Consider the following 17,323-nt stretch of genomic DNA (forward strand, 5'->3'; position numbering starts at 1 on the left):
GATGTGGCGGAGAACAGCGCCCCCGAGTCCCGACCCTTTGGCGATGGGGGCGGTTTAGGGGGAAACGCGCCGCGCCCCGGGGGGGGCTCCTTTCGGGGCCCGCTTCGCCCGCATCAGGCGTCACCCGTCCAGCGACGTCATCACGTGCTTGACCCGCGTGTAGTCGTCGAAGCCGTACGACGACAGGTCCTTGCCGTAGCCGGACTTCTTGAAGCCGCCGTGCGGCATCTCGGCGACCAGCGGGATGTGGGTGTTGATCCACACGCAGCCGAAGTCCAGCTTCTTGGACATCCGCATGGCGCGGCCGTGGTCCTTGGTCCACACCGAGGAGGCCAGCGCGTACTCGACGCCGTTGGCCCACTCGACCGCCTGGTCCTCGTCGCGGAAGGCCTGGACCGTGATGACGGGACCGAAGACCTCCTTCTGGACGATCTCGTCGTCCTGCCTGAGGCCCGAGACGACGGTCGGGGCGTAGAAGTAGCCCTTCTCGCCGACCTGGTGGCCGCCCGCCTCGACCTTGGCGTGGGCGGGGAGCCGCTCGATGAACCCGGCGACCTGCTTGAGCTGGTTGGGGTTGTTGAGCGGGCCGTACATGACGTCCTCGTCGTCCGGCTGACCGGTCTTGATCTCGGACGCGGCCTTCGCGAGCGCGCTCACGAACTCGTCGTGGACCGACTCGTGAACCAGCACGCGAGTGGCCGCGGTGCAGTCCTGGCCGGCGTTGAAGTAGCCCGCCTCCGAGATGCCCTCGACGGCCTTGGGGATGTCGGTGTCCTCGAAGACCACGACCGGTGCCTTGCCGCCCAGCTCCAGGTGGACGCGCTTGAGGTCCTTCGACGCCGACTCGGCGACCGACATGCCGGCCCGCACCGAGCCGGTGATGGAGGCCATCGCCGGGGTCTCGTGCTCGACCATCAGGCGGCCGGTGTCGCGGTCGCCGCAGACGACGTTGAAGACGCCCTTGGGCACGATCGAGCCGATGATGTCGGCCATCAGGGCCGTGGACGCGGGGGTGGTGTCCGAGGGCTTCAGGACGACCGTGTTGCCCGCGGCGAGCGCCGGGGCGAACTTCCACACGGCCATCATCATCGGGTAGTTCCACGGCGCGACCTGCGCGCAGACCCCGATCGGCTCGCGGCGGATCATGGAGGTCAGGCCCTCCATGTACTCACCGGCGCTTCGCCCCTCCAGCATCCGGGCCGCGCCCGCGAAGAAGCGGATCTGGTCGACCATCGGCGGGATCTCCTCGGAGCGGGTCAGCCCGATGGGCTTGCCCGTGTTCTCCACCTCGGCCGCGATCAGCTCCTCGGCCCGCTCCTCGAACGCGTCCGCGATCTTCAGCAGGGCCTTCTGCCGCTCGGCCGGGACCAGGTCCCGCCAGGCCGGGAAGGCCGCGGCGGCGGCCGCCATGGCGGCGTCCACGTCCGCCTGCCCGGACAGGGGGGCGGTCGCGTAGGCCTCGCCGGTGGCGGGGTTGACCACCTCGGTGGTCCGTCCGTCGGCGGCGTCCCGGAACTCACCGTCGATGTAGTTGCGCAGACGACGCAGCTCGGTGCTCACTGCCGGCCCTCCAAGTTCGGTGTCTACTTCAGGTCTCTCGATGTCCGGACCGCTCCGCTGTCCAAACACTGAGACACCCACCCTAGACGGAGACCCGACGTTTTCAACACCCCCGGTCACCTCAAGGTTGCGAAATCCGTAGAGTCTGACCTCACAGACAACGAATTTCATCGATTCGGCCTTGCAAAACTGTCGAGACGTCGTGCACAGTGAAGCCGTGGCCAGTCGAAGCGCAGACCAGAGGGACTCCCGCGAGTCCAGGAACGGCGGTCCCCAGTTGGACGCCGTCTCCCTCGCCATCATCGAGCAGCTCCAGGAGGACGGCCGCCGGCCGTACGCCGCCATCGGCAAGGCCGTGGGCCTTTCGGAGGCGGCCGTGCGCCAGCGCGTCCAGAAGCTCCTCGACCAGGGCGTGATGCAGATCGTCGCCGTCACGGACCCGCTCACCGTGGGATTCCGGCGACAGGCGATGGTCGGCGTCAATGTCGAGGGCGACGTGGAGTCCGTCGCCGACGCGGTGACGGCCATGTCCGAATGCGAGTACGTGGTGATGACCGCGGGCTCCTTCGACCTGATGGTGGAGGTCGTCTGCGAGGACGACGACCACCTTCTGGACGTCATCAACAAACGCATCCGGGCCGTCCCCGGAGTGCGCTCCACCGAGAGCTTCGTCTACATGAAGCTCAAGAAGCAGACCTATATGTGGGGAACCCGATAATCGTGAGCACCGACAGCCCCAAGGACCTCAGCAGGACCGCGTACGACCACCTGTGGATGCACTTCACCCGCATGTCGTCGTACGAGAACGCACCCGTCCCCACCATCGTCCGCGGTGAGGGCACCCACATCTACGACGACAAGGGCAAGCGCTACCTCGACGGTCTCGCCGGCCTGTTCGTGGTCCAGGCCGGACACGGCCGCACGGAGCTGGCCGAGACCGCCTCGAAGCAGGCGCAGGAGCTCGCCTTCTTCCCGGTGTGGTCCTACGCCCACCCGAAGGCCGTGGAGCTGGCCGAGCGCCTGGCCGACGAGGCCCCCGGCGACCTCAACAAGGTCTTCTTCACCACCGGCGGCGGTGAGGCGGTCGAGACCGCCTGGAAGCTGGCCAAGCAGTACTTCAAGCTGACCGGCAAGCCGACCAAGTACAAGGTCATCTCCCGCGCGGTCGCCTACCACGGCACCCCGCAGGGCGCCCTGTCCATCACCGGCCTGCCCGCCCTCAAGGCCCCCTTCGAGCCGCTCGTCCCGGGCGCGCACAAGGTGCCGAACACCAACATCTACCGCGCCCCGCTCTTCGGCGACGACCCCGAGGCCTTCGGCCGCTGGGCCGCCGACCAGATCGAGCAGCAGATCCTGTTCGAGGGCCCGGAGACGGTCGCGGCCGTCTTCCTGGAGCCCGTGCAGAACGCCGGCGGCTGCTTCCCGCCCCCGCCCGGCTACTTCCAGCGGGTGCGCGAGATCTGCGACCAGTACGACGTGCTGCTCGTCTCGGACGAGGTCATCTGCGCCTTCGGCCGCCTGGGCACGACCTTCGCCTGCGACAAGTTCGGCTACGTCCCGGACATGATCACCTGCGCGAAGGGCATGACCTCGGGCTACTCCCCGATCGGCGCCTGCATCATCTCCGACCGCCTGGCCGAGCCGTTCTACAAGGGCGACAACACCTTCCTGCACGGCTACACCTTCGGCGGCCACCCGGTCTCCGCCGCGGTCGGCGTCGCCAACCTCGACCTGTTCGAGCGCGAGGGCCTCAACCAGCACGTGCTGGACAACGAGGGCAACTTCCGGGCGACCCTGGAGAAGCTCCTCGACCTGCCGATCGTCGGCGACGTCCGCGGCAACGGCTTCTTCTACGGCATCGAGCTGGTCAAGGACAAGAACACCAAGGAGTCCTTCACCGACGAGGAGACCGAGCGCGTCCTGTACGGCTTCCTCTCCAAGAAGCTCTTCGAGAACGGCCTGTACTGCCGTGCCGACGACCGCGGCGACCCGGTCATCCAGCTCGCCCCGCCGCTGATCTCCAACCAGGAGACCTTCGACGAGATCGAGCAGATTCTGCGCGCCACGCTGACGGAGGCGTGGACCAAGCTCTGATCCGGGCGGTGCCCTGGAACCAGGCACAGCTCCGATCATCCTTCTGGATGATCATCACCGGCCCCGGCGCCGTCCGTTCGAGTGAGAACGGCGGCCCGGGGCCGCGTGCTGTCCGGCTTCCTCCGCGGGGACTCCTTACCGTGCCCAGTGACCGATCGGCCCCACCTTCGTTCCCCCGGAAGAGGGACACGACCGGGGAAATACGGATCAGAACCGAGGTGTACGCCCATGGAGGCCCCGCCGGACAACGACGTGCTCTGGGCCCACGCCCTGCGCTTCCAGCACCACGACGGCTCCCCCGCGCTTCAAGGCGTGTCGCTCGGCGTCCGCGAGGGCGAGATCCTCGCCGTGAGCGGCCCGCGCGGCAGTGGCAAGACCACGCTGCTGCGCTGTCTGTCCGGGCTGGTCCGGCCGCAGGAGGGCGAGGTGTGGTTCAACAGCGTGCCGATGCACTCCATGGGCCCGCTCGGCCGCGAGCGACTGCGCCGCGACCGCTTCGGCTGGATCGACCCCGCCCCCGTGCTCGTCCCGGAGCTGAACGCGTGGGAGAACGCCGCCCTCCCGCTCATGCTGCGCGGCACCGGCCGGCGCCGGGCCAAGACCGCCGCCCTGGAGTGGCTGGAACGCCTCGACGTCGGTGACAAGGCCCGTCGGCGCCCGGAGGAGCTCCAGCAGGCCGAGCGGCAGCGCGTCTGCATCGCCCGCGCGCTCGCCGTCGCCCCCGCGGTCCTCTTCGCCGACGAGCCGACGGCCCCCCTGCACCGCGCCGACCGCGCCCACGTCCTGCGGACGCTCACCACGGCGGCCCGCTCGCACGGGATCACCGTCCTGCTCGCCACGCACGACGCGCGGACCGCCGCCCTGGCGGACCGCACGGTGGCCCTGCTGGACGGGCGGCGGGTACGGACCGTGCACCTGCCCCCGGTCGCCGAGACGACGGTGGCGACAGGAGCCGGCGGGACCACGGGGACCCCCGGAACGGAAGGCCGGGCGGCGTGCTCGCTCTCCGCCTGACCCGCGCCGCCCACCTCGCCGTGCAACTGCGCCGACTGCTGGTCGCGGTGGCCTCGGCGGGCACGGGCTTCCTGCTGCTGTGCGCCCTCGGCCACGCGATGACCCACCCGGGCGCACCCGGCACCTCCGCACTCCGCCTGGCCTGGTGCGCGGCACCCCTCGCCGCCACGGTGTACCTCGCCGTCGCCGTGGCCCGCACCGATCCCGGTACCCGGCCCCGCCCGGGGCTGTCGGCGATCGGCCTGGGCCCCGGCCGGCTGATGGCCGTCTCGGCGGCGACCACGGCCCTGACCTGCGCGCTCGGCTCGGTGGCGGGGCTGCTCGTCTTCCTCCACCTGCGCGGCGACCTGACGGGCCCGCCCTTCGACGGCGCGGTGACCGACGCCCTGGCACCCGGCCGGCCCCTCCCCTTCCCGGCGGCGCTGACACTGCTGGCCCTGGTCCCGGCCACCGCGTCGGCCGCCGTGGCGCTCACGCTGCGCCCCCGCGAGCCCCGGCCCACCCCGCCCACCGGCTCCCGTCGCTACGGCCGTTTCGGCGCCTATGGCTGGGGAGCGGCCCGCGAGACGTTCGGCGCCTACGGCCGCTACGGCGCCCGCCTGGCCCGGGCCCGGCACGCCCAGCCTGCGGGCAGTCCCGCCGTGGACCCTGCGGGCGGCCCTGCCGCTGGGGCGGCCCGCGTGGGCGCTGGGGGTCCCCCCTCCGGAGGAGGGGCCCTGCTGACGCAGGCCGGCGCCACCCGCCCCGCGGCCACGACGGACGTCCCGCGGCCGACGCCGGACGCCGTACCCGACCCCCCGGCCTCGGACTCGGACTCGGCATCGGCATCGGCATCGGCATCGGCATCGACCGCGCCCACACCCACGCCCCGTCCCCAGAACACCACCCTCCCCTGGGGCATCGCCGTACTCACCGCGGGCCTCGCCGTGGAGACCTACGCCGGCAACACGGCCGCCGCCCCCGCCCCCGGCGCCACCCCCTCCGCCGGCGTCCTCTGCGGCTGGGCCCTCACCGCCCTGGGCCTCGCCCTGGCCGGCCCCGGCCTCACCCACCTGTGCGGCCGACTGCTCCAGACCGCCCGCCCCGGCGCCATGCGCCTCCTGGCCGGCCGGGTCCTGATGGAGGAGTCACACCGCATCGGCCGTCCCCTCGGCGTCGTCTGCGCCGTGGCCTCCGCCGGCTACGCGGGGACCGCCCTGCACGGCACGGACGGACCGGGCTTCGGCCCACTGAGCGTCCTCGGCGCCCTCCTCGTGGGCGGCTGCACGGTGGCCACCCTCCTCACCGCCGCCGTCGAGGCGAAACACGCCCGCGTCGACACGACGGACGCCCTGCTGCGGCTGGGCGCGCCCCCGGCGACCCTGCGCGCCGCGGCCGCCGTTCGCGCCGGCGCGCTGCTCGCCCTGTTCGGTCCCCTGACCCTGATCGTCGCGCAGCTGGCAGCACTGCCCCTGGCCGGCTGAGACACCACGCCCGCTGATCCCGGTGGTCCCGGTGACCCCAGTGACCCGGTGGAAAAGTCCTCGAAGAAATCCGCGAATCCGCGATGAGTTCCGCGCACCACCCGCGTCTAACCTCTCGAACGGCATGAGAACAGCAGCACACCGACGGGAGAGGCCCCCATGTACCAGCAGATGATCTTCGTGAACCTGGCCACCAACAACCTCGACGCCTCGAAGAAGTTCTTCACCGAGCTCGGATACGAGATCAACGCCCAGTTCAGCGACGACACCACCGCGTCGATCCCCCTGAGCGAGGCCATCGTCGTGATGGTGCACACGCCGGAGAAGTACCGCCAGTTCACGAAGAAGGAGATCGTGGACTCGACGAAGTCCAGCGAGGTGCTGATCGCGCTGAGCGCCGAGAGCCGCGAGAAGGTCGACGAGCTGGTGGAGAAGGCGGTCGCGGCCGGCGGCTCGGTGTCCGGCGAGACCCAGGACCACGGCTTCATGTACGGCCGCGCCTTCGACGACATCGACGGCCACACCTTCGAGGTCGTGTGGATGGACCCGGCGGCGGTCGAGGGCTGAGCCGACCGCGGGCCTAGCATGGGCGGGTGGATCCGACACCCGCCCGGCCCAAGGCCCGGTCACAGGCTCAGCTCCAGTCCCACCACGCCTCCCACGACCGGGAGATCGAGAGCCTCGCCGAGTTCGACTCCGTCTTCTCGGCGCACGGCACACTCGCCCACTACCGCGTCCAGGCCGTCGATCTGACGGCCCGCACGGACGCCTTGATGTCCGCGGACCCCACGGGTGCCGTCTTCCTCGGCTGCCCGATGGCACCGGAGGCCGCCGCCCGAGTGCGCGCCGCCGGCGCCCTGGTCTTCCCGCCCATACCGGGCCTGCCCTTCGATCCGTACCGCGCACGCGTCTACTCCCCCGGTGAGCTGTACGCCCGTCTCGGCGAGGGCTACGAGGCGACACCGGACGCCCTCGCCTACGACTGGTTCCAGGAGACCAAGGCGGACGGCGATGTCTTCGCCTCCATGCTGCGCGCGATTCACGACGACGCCGTCTCGGACGCGATCGACGAACTCCTCGTCGGCGACCGGGTGGTGGGAGTCATGGGCGGCCACGCCATGGCGCGCGGCACCGGAGCCTACGCGGGCGCCGCCCGCCTGGGCCGCGAGCTGGCCCGCGCCGGGTTCACCGTGGCCACCGGCGGCGGTCCGGGCGCGATGGAGGCGGCGAACCTCGGCGCCTACGCCGCCCCGTTCGACGACGGCATGCTGGACGAGGCGCTGCTCCTCCTCGCCAAGGTCGCGTCGTTCACGCCCTCGGTCACGGACTGGGCGCGCTCCGCCTTCGAGGTCCGCGAACGCTGGCCCGGGGGTGGCCCGTCGGTCGGCGTCCCCACCTGGTTCTACGGCCACGAGCCGCCCAACGCCTTCGCCGCGCACATCGCCAAGTACTTCGCCAACGCCACCCGCGAGGACGGCCTGCTGGCCCGCTCGAACGCGGGCGTGGTCTTCCTGCCGGGCGCCGCCGGGACCGTGCAGGAGGTCTTCGACAACGCGACGCCGAACTACTACGAGTCGCGGGGCGTACCCACGCCGATGGTGCTGGTGGACCGGGCGCACTGGACGAAGAAGCTGCCCGCCTGGCCGCTGCTCGCCTCGCTCGCCGAGGGGCGGACGATGGAGTCCCGGATCGCTCTGGTCGACCGGATCGAGGAGGCTCCTGGAGCGCTGAAACGTCTCGGCGGTTAATGAGACGGCAAAGTCAACGCCCTTGACCGGCATATGCGTTGACACTTCTTACGCACCGCTTATAGACCAGTGAGACTCGTGGGTGTGCTGGTACCGCGTCACCGCGCATCAGCCCTCACTCCACCCCCCGCATCTGCGCTCCCGTAAAGGACAAACGTGGCAGTCCTGTCCATACTCAGAAGCACGGCATCGCGCCGTAGCGTTCGCGCCCTCGGCGTCGCCTCCGCCTCGGTGGCCCTGGCGATCGGCGCCGCCGGCAACGCCCTCGCCTGCGACATCAGCGAGTTCTCCGCCGCCGCCAAGTGCGAGGGCGACAAGGGTGTCATCACCGTCACCGACGTGGACCCCGCCGGCATCCCCGCCACCGTCACCGTGTACCTGCAGAACAACGGTGCCGACGCCGAGAAGATCGGCGAGCAGGTGGTCAAGGGTTCGCGCGAGGGCAGCACCATCACCTTCGCCGCGGACTGGAAGCCGAACGCCGAGTACCGCATCCATGTCAAGGCCGACAAGTACGTCGACGAGGACATCAAGCCCAACCTCGTGACCCCGTCGACCCCCTGCGAGACGGAGGACACGCCGACCCCGACCCCGTCGGAAAGCTCTTCCACCCCGGCCGAGGAGACGGAAACGCCGGCCCCGGCACCGTCCACGTCGGCCCCGGCACCGTCCCAGAGCGAGAGCACCGCACCGGCGGCCGTGCCGAGCAACGCCCCGTCCCCGGCGGCCGGTGAGTCCAACCTCGCCGAAACCGGCGCCAACTCCAACACCGGCATGATCGCCGGCGTCGCGGCGGCCCTGGTCGCCATCGGTGGCGGCGCGGTCTTCTTCGGCCTGCGCCGCCGCGGAGCGAACAGCAACCGCTGACGCACCGCGCCCCGGCACGCAGCACGGTGGCCCGGCCCCGGCCGGGGCCGGGCCACCGTCACGTCGTGTCGCGCGGCGTCAGGGATGCTCCGGCCCGGCGCACGCGGGGTCCTCCACCGGTCCGTCCGGAAGGACCCGCTGCACGAACCGCACGATCTCCAGCCACTCGTCGATCGCGTCGGCGGCCACGTCGGCCGCGAGCGCCTCGAACGGCCGGTCCGACAGATCGGCACGGTGGCGGACAGGCCGGTGCCGGGAGGACAGTACGGACCCGAACCGGCCCACCCGGTGGGCGGTTTCGTCGCCGTAGCGGTCATGCCCGAGGAGTGCCATGCCACCGCCCTACGAGCGGGACGATCACCCGAGCACGGCGATTTCCGCCGCGTCGAACTCCACCCCCACCACGTCCCCGACCTCCGGTGCCGTCCGCAGGCCACACGCCGCCTCCAGCCGCGGCGCGTCCCCCGGCCGGAGGTGGACGGCGACGTGGGTGCCGCGGAAGGTACGGGCGGTGACCGTGCAGCGCAGGCCCGCGTCGGCGGGCACCAGACGGACCCCGGCGGGCCGCACGAGCAGGGTGCGCGTTCCCTGCGGGGCGTCCTCGGGGACCGGCACCTTGCCCCACGGGGTGTCCGCGGCCTGCCCTGCGACGGTCGCCTCGACGACGTTGTCGAAGCCGAGGAAGCGGGCCACGAACGCGTCGGCCGGCCGCTGCCACACCTCGAGCGGCGTGCCCGACTGGGCGATCCGCCCGTCCCGCATCACCACGACCCGGTCGGCGAGCGCGAAGGCCTCGCCCTGGTCGTGCGTCACGGCGAGCACGGTGGTGCCCAACCGGCCGAACAGCTCCCGGAGTTCCACGACGAGCCGCTCCCGCAGCGAACGGTCGAGCTGGCCGAGCGGCTCGTCCAGCATCAGCAACCGGGGCCGGGACGCGAGGGCGCGGGCCAGCGCCACCCGCTGCTGTTCCCCGCCGGACAGGGCGGCGACGGACCGGCGGGCGGCGTCCGGCAGCCCCACCAGTTCCAGCAACTCGCGCACCCGCTCCCGCTGTTCGGCTCTGGAAGCGCCACGCATCCGGGGCCCGAAGGCGATGTTTCCGGCCACGTCCCGCTGCGGGAAGAGCTGGTGGTCCTGGAACATCAGCCCGACCTCCCGCTTGTGCGCGGGCACCCCGGCCTGGTCCCGCCCGTCGAGCGTCACCCGCCCGGCGTCCAGCGGCTGGAGCCCGGCGACCGCCCGCAGCAGCGTCGACTTGCCGCTGCCGCTGGGCCCGAGCACACACACCACCTCGTGCTCGGCGACGTCCAGGCCCACGGCGTCGAGCACGGCCCGCCCGCCGAAGCGGACCGTCGCGCCCTCAAGGCTCAGCAGCATCTCCGGAACCCCCGCATCCTAGAACTCCCCGCTCCGGTCGGTCCGCAGCCGCTCCAGCACCACCAGAGCCACTGCGCACACCAGCATCAGAATCGTCGACAGGGCCATCGCCTGGCCGTAGTTCATGTCCCCGGGCCGGCCCAGCAGCCGCGCCACGGCGACCGGCAGGGTCGGGTTGTCGGGCCGCGCGATGAACACGGTCGCGCCGAACTCCCCGAGCGACACCGCGAAGGCGAAGCCGGCCGCGACCAGCAGCGCCCGCCGCACCATCGGCAGATCGACCTCACGCCACACCCGCCACGGCGACGCCCCGAGCACGGACGCCGCCTCCCGCAGCCGTACGTCCACCGCCCGCAGCACCGGCAGCATGGTCCGTACGACGAAGGGGACGCCGACGAGCGCCTGCGCGAGCGGCACGAGGATCCACGACGACCGGAGGTCCAGCGGGGGCTCGTCCAGCGCGATCAGGAATCCGAAGCCGACCGTCACGGCGGAGACCCCGAGCGGCAGCATCAGCAGCGCGTCGAAGCCGCGTACGAAACGGCCCGCGTCGCGGCGGGTGAGCGCGGTGGCGGCCAGCGCGCCGATCACCACGGCGATGGCGGTGGCGGCGACGGCGTACTGGAGGGAGTTGCCGATCGCCTCGATCGGCGGGACGAGGAAGGTGCCGCCGTCCTCGCGGGTCAGCGCCCGGTAGTAGCCGAGGCCCGGCGCACCCAGTGACCGCTCGACCAGCACGGCGAGCGGCAGCACCAGCAGCACCGCGACGGTGATCAGGACCCCGGCCAGCAGCGCCCACTGCCCGGTCCCGCGCGGCCGGCGCGCGGTCGTGGCCGCGTCCACCAGCCGCAGGGCCGTCTCCCGCCGCCGTACGGTCCAGGCGTGCACGGCGAGGATGCCGGCCACCGCGGCAAACTGGATCAGCGTCAGCACGGCGGCCGTGGACAGGTCGAAGAACTGCGAGGTCTGCCGGTAGATCTCCACCTCCAGGGTGGAGAAGGCGGGCCCGCCGAGGATCTGGACGATCCCGAAGGAGGTGAAGGTGAACAGGAACACCATCAGGGCGGCGGCGGCCACCGCGGGCGCGAGCGCGGGCAGCGTCACCTGCCGCCAGGCCTTGAGCCGCGAGGCACCGAGCATCCGCGCGGCCTCCTCCTGGCGCGGGTCGAGCTGCGACCAGAGGCCGCCGACGGTGCGTACGACAACGGCGTAGTTGAAGAAGACGTGCGCGAGCAGGATCGCCCACACGCTGGTGTCCAGCCGTACGCCCCACAACTCGTCGAGCAGCCCGCCGCGCCCGACCAGCGCCAGGAAAGCGGTCCCGACGACGACCGTCGGCAGCACGAACGGCACGGTCACCACGGCCCGCAGGATCTGCTTGCCGGGGAAGTCGAAGCGGGCGAAGACGTAGGCGCCGGGCAGTGCGATCAGCAGGGTGAGCGCGGTGGAGGCCAGCGCCTGCCAGGTGGTGAACCACAGCACGTGCCGGACGTCGGGCTGGGCGAGTACGTCCGCGATCCGCCCGAGCCGCCAGGAGCCGTCGACCTCCAGTCCGCGTGCGACGATCGCGGCGACGGGGTAGGCGAAGAACACCGCGAAGAACGCGACGGGCACGGCCATCAGGGCGAGCCGCGCCGCGCTCCCGCGCGCAGTCCCGGCCTTGCCTACTTCAGTACGAGTGAGGTCCACGACTTGACCCACTGGTCGCGGTTGTCGGCGATCTTCGCCGGGTCCATGGTCTCCGGATCCCTGGCAGGCGGCCCGAACTTCCGGAACGCCTCGGGGATCTCGGCGCCCTTCCGCACCGGGTGGACGAACATGTTCAGCGGCAGGTCCTCCTGGAACCGCTCACCGATGAGGAAGTCGAGGAGCGCCTTGCCGCCCTCCGGATTCCCGGCGTTGCTCAGCAGACCCGCGTACTCGACCTGCCGGAAGCAGGTGCCGGTCGAGACACCCGTCGGCGCGGTGGCCGGCTGCGGGTCGGCGTAGATGACCTCGGCGGGCGGGGACGAGGCGTAGGAGACGACGAGCGGGCGGTCGCCCTTGGCCTTCTTGCCGCCGGCCGAACCGGAGAACTCCTCGTTGTACGCCTGCTCCCAGCTGTCGACGACCTTGACTCCGTTCGCCTCGAGCTTCTTCCAGTAGTCCTGCCAGCCGTCGTCGCCGTACCTGGCGGCGGTGCCGAGCAGGAAGCCGAGGCCGGGTGAGGAACCGGCCGCGTTCTCGGTGACGAGCAAATCCTTGTACTCGGGCTTGACCAGATCGTCGAAGGAGTCCGGCGGGGTCAGCTTGTGCTTGCCGAAGTACGCCTTGTCGTAGTTGACGCAGATGTCGCCGGTGGTGACGGGCGTGACCCGGTGCTTCGTGTCGGTCCGGAAGGCGGCGCCGACCTGGTCGAGGCCCTTTGCCTCGTACGGCTGGAACAGCCCGTTGTCGAGCGCCCGGGACAGCAGCGTGTTGTCGACGCCGAAGAAGACGTCGCCCTGCGGGTTGTCCTTGGTGAGGATCGCCTTGTTGACGGCCTGCCCGGCGTCGCCGTCCTCCAGGACCTCGACCTGGTAGCCGGAGCTCTTCTCGAAGGCGGCGATGACGTCCTCCGAGACGGCCCACGAGTCGTGGCTGACGAGGGTCACGGTCTTGGAGCCGCCGGAACCCCCGCCGTCCCCTTCGGACGACGATCCGCACGCGGCGAGGCCGCCGGCCATGCCCAGCCCGACCGCCAGCGCGGTGACCTTCTTGGTGATGCTCACTGAATCCCTCCTGGGTGACCAGGAGAAGACGCGGCCCCGCCCGGGAACCCCTGGCGAGGGTCCCGGGCAGGGCGCAACAGCTCGAGTGGTGACCGATCTCCCTACCCAGAATGACCTGGGCCAGGTTCGGAGGGTCTGCGGCCGGTGCCGCACTCTCAGCGCTGTGGCGCTCCCCTGTCGGAATATGAAGATGTACTTCTCTGCGTACTTCCGTATGAAGCCGTCGTACGACGCTGTACGACGTCGGCCAGGTTACCGCTCGCTCGCGGCGAGCTGACCACACGCCCCGTCGATCTCCTGCCCACGGGTGTCCCGGATCGTCACCGGCACACCATGCGCCGCGATCGCCTCGACGAACGCCTTCTCGTCCTCGGGCCGCGACGCGGTCCACTTCGAGCCGGGCGTGGGGTTGAGCGGGATGAGGTTGACGTGCACGGGCCTGCCCTTGAGCAGCCGCCCGAGCCGGTCGCCGCGCCAGGCCTGGTCGTTGATGTCCCGGATCAGCGCGTACTCGATGGACAGCCGCCGGCCCGACCGCTCGGCGTACTCGAAACCGGCGTCCAGTACCTCACGCACCTTCCAGCGCGTGTTGACGGGGACGAGGGTGTCGCGCAGCTCGTCGTCCGGCGCGTGCAGCGAGATGGCGAGGCGGCATTTGAAGCCCTCGTCGGCGAAGCGGTGGATCGCCGGGACGAGGCCGACCGTGGAGACGGTGATGCCGCGCTGGGAGAGCCCCAGCCCGTCCGGCTCGGGATCGGTGAGGCGGCGGATGGACCCGACGACGCGGTTGTAGTTGGCGAGGGGCTCGCCCATGCCCATGAACACGATGTTGCTCAGCCGGGCCGGCCCTCCGGGGACCTCGCCGTCCCTGAGCGCCCGCATCCCGTCGACGATCTGGTGCACGATCTCGGCCGTCGACAGGTTCCGGTCGAGGCCGGCCTGCCCCGTGGCGCAGAACGGGCAGTTCATGCCGCAGCCCGCCTGGGAGCTGATGCACATGGTCACCCGGTCCGGGTAGCGCATGAGGACGGACTCGACGAGCGTCCCGTCGAACAGTTTCCACAGCGTCTTGCGGGTGGTGCCCTGGTCGGTCGACAGATGCCGCACGACCGACATCAGCTCGGGCAGCAGCGCCTCCCGGAGCCCCTGGCGCGAGCCGGCCGGGATGTCGGTCCACTGCTCGGGGTCGTGCGCGTACCGCGCGAAGTAGTGCTGCGAGAGCTGCTTCGCGCGGAACGGCTTCTCGCCGATGGCGGCGACGGCCTCCTTGCGCTCGGCGGGCGTGAGGTCGGCGAGGTGCCGCGGCGGCTTCTTGGCTGCGCGGGGGGCGACGAATGTGAGTTCTCCGGGCTTAGGCATGACTCAACCAGTGTCGCAGATCGATTCCGGGGCGGTTCCCGCCGCCGGGGGCGGGCCGTTCCTCAGGACGCCATGCCGTCCAGGAAGTTCATGACGGCTCGGACGACGCGGCTCCTGCGGCGGTGTGCCGGGCTGCAGTACTGATGCCATCGCCAGCGCCGCGGCCGTGTCACCGGCACTCCACACCAGTCGCACGACCGCGTCCTGTTCCGCCGGACTCCGAACATGATTCCCCCTGTGCCCCGGATGCCCAGGATACGGCTGAACCCGCCGCCCCGGGGCAGGGGCGGCGGGCCTCACACGCCGAGAGGACGAGTGGCTCGTCACCCGGACCCGACGAAGATCACAAACAGCAGCCACACCACCGGAGCCGTCGGCAGCAGCGAGTCCAGGCGGTCCATGATGCCGCCGTGGCCCGGCAGCAGCGTGCCCATGTCCTTGATGCCGAGGTCGCGCTTGATCATGGACTCGCCGAGGTCGCCCAGCGTGGCGCTGACGGCGACCGCGAGGCCGAGCAGCAGGCCTTGCCACCAGGTGCCGTCGTCGATCAGGAACTGCATGCACAGCGCGCCCGCCACCATCGCGAACGACACCGCTCCGAGCAGGCCCTCGCGGGTCTTGCCGGGGCTGATGCGCGGGGCGAGCTTGGTCTTGCCGAAGCGCCAGCCCACGGCGTAGGCGCCGGTGTCGCTGACGACCGTCAGCACCAGGAAGACCAGGACGCGCCGCGAGCCGTCGTCCGCCATGAGCATCATCGCGACGAACGTGGCCAGGAACGGCACGTAGAACGCCGCGAACAGACCCGCCGTGACGTCCTTGAGGTAGCCCTCCGGCGGCTCGGTCATCCGCCAGACGAGGACCGCCAGTGCCGTGAGCGCCATGGCGACCCACGCTCCCTCGGCGCCCCGTACATACCCGGCGACCACCATCGCCGCGCCGCCGATCGCGAGCGGTACGAGGGGCGCCTTGATGCCCTTGCGCTCCTCCAGCCGCTTGGTCAGCTCCCACAGGCCCACCACGACCGCGACCGCGACCACGCCGACGAAGACGGCCTTGACGACGAACAGCGACGCGACGATCACCGCGCCGAGCCCGACGCCGACCCCTATCGCGGCACCCAGGTCACGCCCCGCGGTCTTCTTCTGCGGCTGCGGCTGCGCCGGCTGGGGGACCTCGGGCATGGGCTCCGGATTCTGCGGCACCGCCGCATACGGCTGCGCCGACGTGCTCTCGTCGCGATACGGCTCGTCGCGGTACGACTGGTCGCGGAACGGCTCGTCTCCGAACAAGGGGCCGCTCAGCCGAGCGGCCCCCTGGTCGTCATCCTGGTCTCCGCCGTGTTCGGGTACGTCGGGCACGATGGGCATGGGGCGAGTCTGCTGCGCGTATAGCGCATCGTACGCGGGACCCGCCGGGGCAGCCCCCTGGACAGGCCCCTGGTCGGACGCCCCCCAGTACCCGGCTTGTGGCGGCGCTCCCCAGGAAGAGTCGTTCATCAGACCTCGAGCAGCTCCGCTTCCTTGTGCTTCAGGAGCTCGTCCACCTGGGCGACGTACTTGGCGGTGGTGTCGTCGAGCTCCTTCTCCGCGCGGCGGCCCTCGTCCTCGCCGACGTCGCCGTCCTTGACCATCTTGTCGATGGCGTCCTTGGCCTTGCGGCGCACGGAGCGGATGGAGACCTTGGCGTCCTCGGCCTTGCTCTTGGCGACCTTGATGTAGTCGCGGCGGCGCTCCTCGGTGAGCTCGGGGAACACCACCCGGATGATGTTGCCGTCGTTGCTGGGGTTGACGCCCAGGTCGGAGTCGCGGATCGCCTGTTCGATGTTGCGCAGGGCGCTCTTGTCGAAGGGGGTCACCACGGCCATGCGCGGCTCGGGCACGGAGAACGAGGCCAGCTGGTTGATCGGCGTCAGCGCGCCGTAGTAGTCGGCCACGATCTTGTTGAACATCGCCGGGTGCGCACGGCCGGTGCGGATCGCGGCGAAGTCCTCCTTGGCGACCACGACGGCCTTCTCCATCTTCTCCTCGGCCTCGAGGAGGGTCTCTTCGATCACCACTTGCTCCTGCGTGTCTTGAGTAGGCCCGGCTGCGGTTCCCTGTCGGGGCGGCGGCCGGCTGCGTCGCGTTCTTCCTGCACGGTTCCCGACCGGCGGGACATTGTCCATCCCCCGGCCCGGCCCCGTCCCGTCCGTCCCCCGGACAGGTGGCGTCCGCGGACAGGGGGTGCTTCTCCGGTCAGTCCCGGGTGCCTTGGTCACCCACAAGCGTGCCGATCTTCTCACCCTTGACGGCGCGGGCGATATTGCCCTCCTTCAGGAGCTCGAAGACCACGATCGGGAGGCTGTTGTCGCGGCAGAGCGTGACGGCCGTCGCGTCGGCGACCTTCAGGTCACGGGTGATGACCTCGCCGTACCCGAGCGCGTCGAACTTCACGGCGTCCGGGTTGGTCTTCGGGTCGGAGTCGTAGACCCCGTCCACGCCGTTCTTGCCCATGAGCAGTGCCTCGGCGTCGATCTCGAGGGCGCGCTGGGCGGCGGTGGTGTCGGTGGAGAAGTAGGGCATGCCCATACCGGCGCCGAAGATGACCACGCGGCCCTTCTCCAAGTGGCGCACGGCGCGCAGCGGGATGTACGGCTCGGCGACCTGGCCCATGGTGATGGCGGTCTGCACACGGCAGTCGACGCCCTCCTTCTCCAGGAAGTCCTGGAGGGCCAGGCAGTTCATCACGGTGCCGAGCATGCCCATGTAGTCGGAGCGGGCGCGGTCCATGCCGCGCACCTGCAGCTCGGCGCCACGGAAGAAGTTGCCGCCGCCGATGACGATCGCGATCTGCGCGCCGTCCCGGACGACGGCCGCGATCTCACGGGCGATGGCGTGCACCACGTCGGGGTCGACGCCCAGGCCCCCACCGCCGGAGAAGGCCTCTCCGGACAGCTTCAGCATGAAGCGGCCGCGTACTTTGCCGTCGTCGCTCTTCTCGGCCTTGGTGGTCATGGAGATCTCGCCTCTTTTACGTGGGTCACACACACGAAGAAGGCCACTGCCGGTGGGGGCGTGTTTCGCATCCCATACGCGGCAATGGCCTCCTCGTC

General features: G+C 71.0%; 16 protein-coding genes and 1 riboswitch. Of the genes, 7 read left to right on the forward strand and 9 right to left on the reverse strand.

Annotation, left to right across the window (positions count from 1 at the left end; genetic code table 11):
* Positions 1-120: 120 nt before the first annotated feature.
* Positions 121-1,560 carry a gamma-aminobutyraldehyde dehydrogenase gene (locus ACZ4V1_RS28785; RefSeq protein WP_468341616.1) on the reverse strand — a complete coding sequence of 480 codons (1,440 nt, stop codon included), beginning with the start codon at positions 1,558-1,560 and terminating at the stop codon, positions 121-123.
* 202 nt (positions 1,561-1,762) lie between these two features.
* Here ACZ4V1_RS28785 and ACZ4V1_RS28790 point away from each other — a divergent pair, with 202 nt between their 5' ends.
* The 7 genes from ACZ4V1_RS28790 to ACZ4V1_RS28820 all read left to right on the forward strand — a co-directional run bounded on the left by ACZ4V1_RS28790 (position 1,763) and on the right by ACZ4V1_RS28820 (position 8,746).
* A complete protein-coding gene (locus ACZ4V1_RS28790) occupies positions 1,763-2,278 on the forward strand; it encodes an Lrp/AsnC family transcriptional regulator (RefSeq protein WP_468341619.1) in 516 nt (171 codons plus the stop codon).
* 2 nt (positions 2,279-2,280) lie between these two features.
* On the forward strand, positions 2,281-3,654 hold the full coding sequence (locus ACZ4V1_RS28795; RefSeq protein ID WP_468341621.1) for an aspartate aminotransferase family protein: 1,374 nt from the start codon (positions 2,281-2,283) through the stop codon (positions 3,652-3,654).
* Positions 3,655-3,882: 228 nt separating this feature from the next.
* On the forward strand, positions 3,883-4,668 hold the full coding sequence (locus ACZ4V1_RS28800; RefSeq protein ID WP_468341624.1) for an ABC transporter ATP-binding protein: 786 nt from the start codon (positions 3,883-3,885) through the stop codon (positions 4,666-4,668).
* Positions 4,650-6,131, forward strand: a complete 1,482-nt coding sequence (locus ACZ4V1_RS28805; RefSeq protein ID WP_468341627.1) for a hypothetical protein — start codon at positions 4,650-4,652, stop codon at positions 6,129-6,131. The genes ACZ4V1_RS28800 and ACZ4V1_RS28805 overlap by 19 nt, the downstream gene beginning before the upstream one ends.
* Positions 6,132-6,290: 159 nt before the next feature.
* A complete protein-coding gene (locus ACZ4V1_RS28810; RefSeq protein ID WP_468341630.1) occupies positions 6,291-6,698 on the forward strand; it encodes a VOC family protein in 408 nt (135 codons plus the stop codon).
* Between the two features lie 26 nt (positions 6,699-6,724).
* Positions 6,725-7,879 carry an LOG family protein gene (locus tag ACZ4V1_RS28815; protein WP_468341633.1) on the forward strand — a complete coding sequence of 385 codons (1,155 nt, stop codon included), beginning with the start codon at positions 6,725-6,727 and terminating at the stop codon, positions 7,877-7,879.
* Positions 7,880-8,035: 156 nt separating this feature from the next.
* Positions 8,036-8,746: an LAETG motif-containing sortase-dependent surface protein gene (locus ACZ4V1_RS28820; protein WP_468341635.1), complete on the forward strand. Its 711-nt coding sequence runs from the start codon at positions 8,036-8,038 to the stop codon at positions 8,744-8,746.
* A 78-nt stretch (positions 8,747-8,824) separates the two neighbouring features.
* On the opposite strand, the gene ACZ4V1_RS28825 is transcribed toward ACZ4V1_RS28820, so the two are convergent.
* From ACZ4V1_RS28825 to pyrH, 8 genes are all read right to left on the reverse strand, one after another.
* Entirely contained in the window at positions 8,825-9,079 is a 255-nt protein-coding gene (locus ACZ4V1_RS28825; protein WP_468341638.1) for a hypothetical protein, read from the reverse strand.
* Between the two features lie 24 nt (positions 9,080-9,103).
* Complete coding sequence (locus ACZ4V1_RS28830; RefSeq protein WP_468341641.1) at positions 9,104-10,123, reverse strand: ABC transporter ATP-binding protein; 1,020 nt, start codon at positions 10,121-10,123, stop codon at positions 9,104-9,106.
* A gap of 18 nt (positions 10,124-10,141) precedes the next feature.
* The gene (locus ACZ4V1_RS28835; protein ID WP_468341644.1) at positions 10,142-11,812 is read right to left on the reverse strand and encodes an ABC transporter permease; all 1,671 of its coding nucleotides are present in this window, start codon (positions 11,810-11,812) and stop codon (positions 10,142-10,144) included.
* Positions 11,788-12,873 carry a thiamine ABC transporter substrate-binding protein gene (locus ACZ4V1_RS28840; RefSeq protein ID WP_468341647.1) on the reverse strand — a complete coding sequence of 362 codons (1,086 nt, stop codon included), beginning with the start codon at positions 12,871-12,873 and terminating at the stop codon, positions 11,788-11,790. Before ACZ4V1_RS28840 ends, ACZ4V1_RS28835 begins: the two co-directional genes overlap by 25 nt.
* An 80-nt stretch (positions 12,874-12,953) precedes the next feature.
* Positions 12,954-13,059: riboswitch (TPP riboswitch) on the reverse strand.
* Between the two features lie 66 nt (positions 13,060-13,125).
* A complete protein-coding gene (gene rlmN, locus ACZ4V1_RS28845) occupies positions 13,126-14,232 on the reverse strand; it encodes a dual-specificity RNA methyltransferase RlmN (protein ID WP_468341650.1) in 1,107 nt (368 codons plus the stop codon).
* A 323-nt stretch (positions 14,233-14,555) separates the two neighbouring features.
* Positions 14,556-15,728 (reverse strand): phosphatidate cytidylyltransferase, encoded by a 1,173-nt coding sequence (locus tag ACZ4V1_RS28850; protein ID WP_468341653.1) that lies wholly within the window; start codon positions 15,726-15,728, stop codon positions 14,556-14,558.
* Positions 15,728-16,285, reverse strand: a complete 558-nt coding sequence (gene frr / locus ACZ4V1_RS28855; RefSeq protein ID WP_210960347.1) for a ribosome recycling factor — start codon at positions 16,283-16,285, stop codon at positions 15,728-15,730. The genes ACZ4V1_RS28850 and frr overlap by 1 nt, the downstream gene beginning before the upstream one ends.
* 181 nt (positions 16,286-16,466) lie before the next feature.
* Positions 16,467-17,225 carry a UMP kinase gene (gene pyrH, locus ACZ4V1_RS28860; RefSeq protein ID WP_468341657.1) on the reverse strand — a complete coding sequence of 253 codons (759 nt, stop codon included), beginning with the start codon at positions 17,223-17,225 and terminating at the stop codon, positions 16,467-16,469.
* Positions 17,226-17,323: the final 98 nt, after the last annotated feature.

The sequence above is a fragment of the Streptomyces sp. NPDC028991 genome (assembly GCF_055564775.1).

Coding starts and splice junctions, on each gene's coding strand:
- ACZ4V1_RS28800 (WP_468341624.1), top strand. CDS start 3,883: ATGGAGGCCCCGCCGGACAACGACGTGCTCTGGGCCCACGCCCTGCGC.
- ACZ4V1_RS28810 (WP_468341630.1), top strand. CDS start 6,291: ATGTACCAGCAGATGATCTTCGTGAACCTGGCCACCAACAACCTCGAC.
- ACZ4V1_RS28825 (WP_468341638.1), bottom strand. CDS start 9,079: ATGGCACTCCTCGGGCATGACCGCTACGGCGACGAAACCGCCCACCGG.
- ACZ4V1_RS28830 (WP_468341641.1), bottom strand. CDS start 10,123: ATGCTGCTGAGCCTTGAGGGCGCGACGGTCCGCTTCGGCGGGCGGGCC.
- rlmN (WP_468341650.1), bottom strand. CDS start 14,232: ATGCCTAAGCCCGGAGAACTCACATTCGTCGCCCCCCGCGCAGCCAAG.
- ACZ4V1_RS28850 (WP_468341653.1), bottom strand. CDS start 15,728: ATGAACGACTCTTCCTGGGGAGCGCCGCCACAAGCCGGGTACTGGGGG.
- pyrH (WP_468341657.1), bottom strand. CDS start 17,225: ATGACCACCAAGGCCGAGAAGAGCGACGACGGCAAAGTACGCGGCCGC.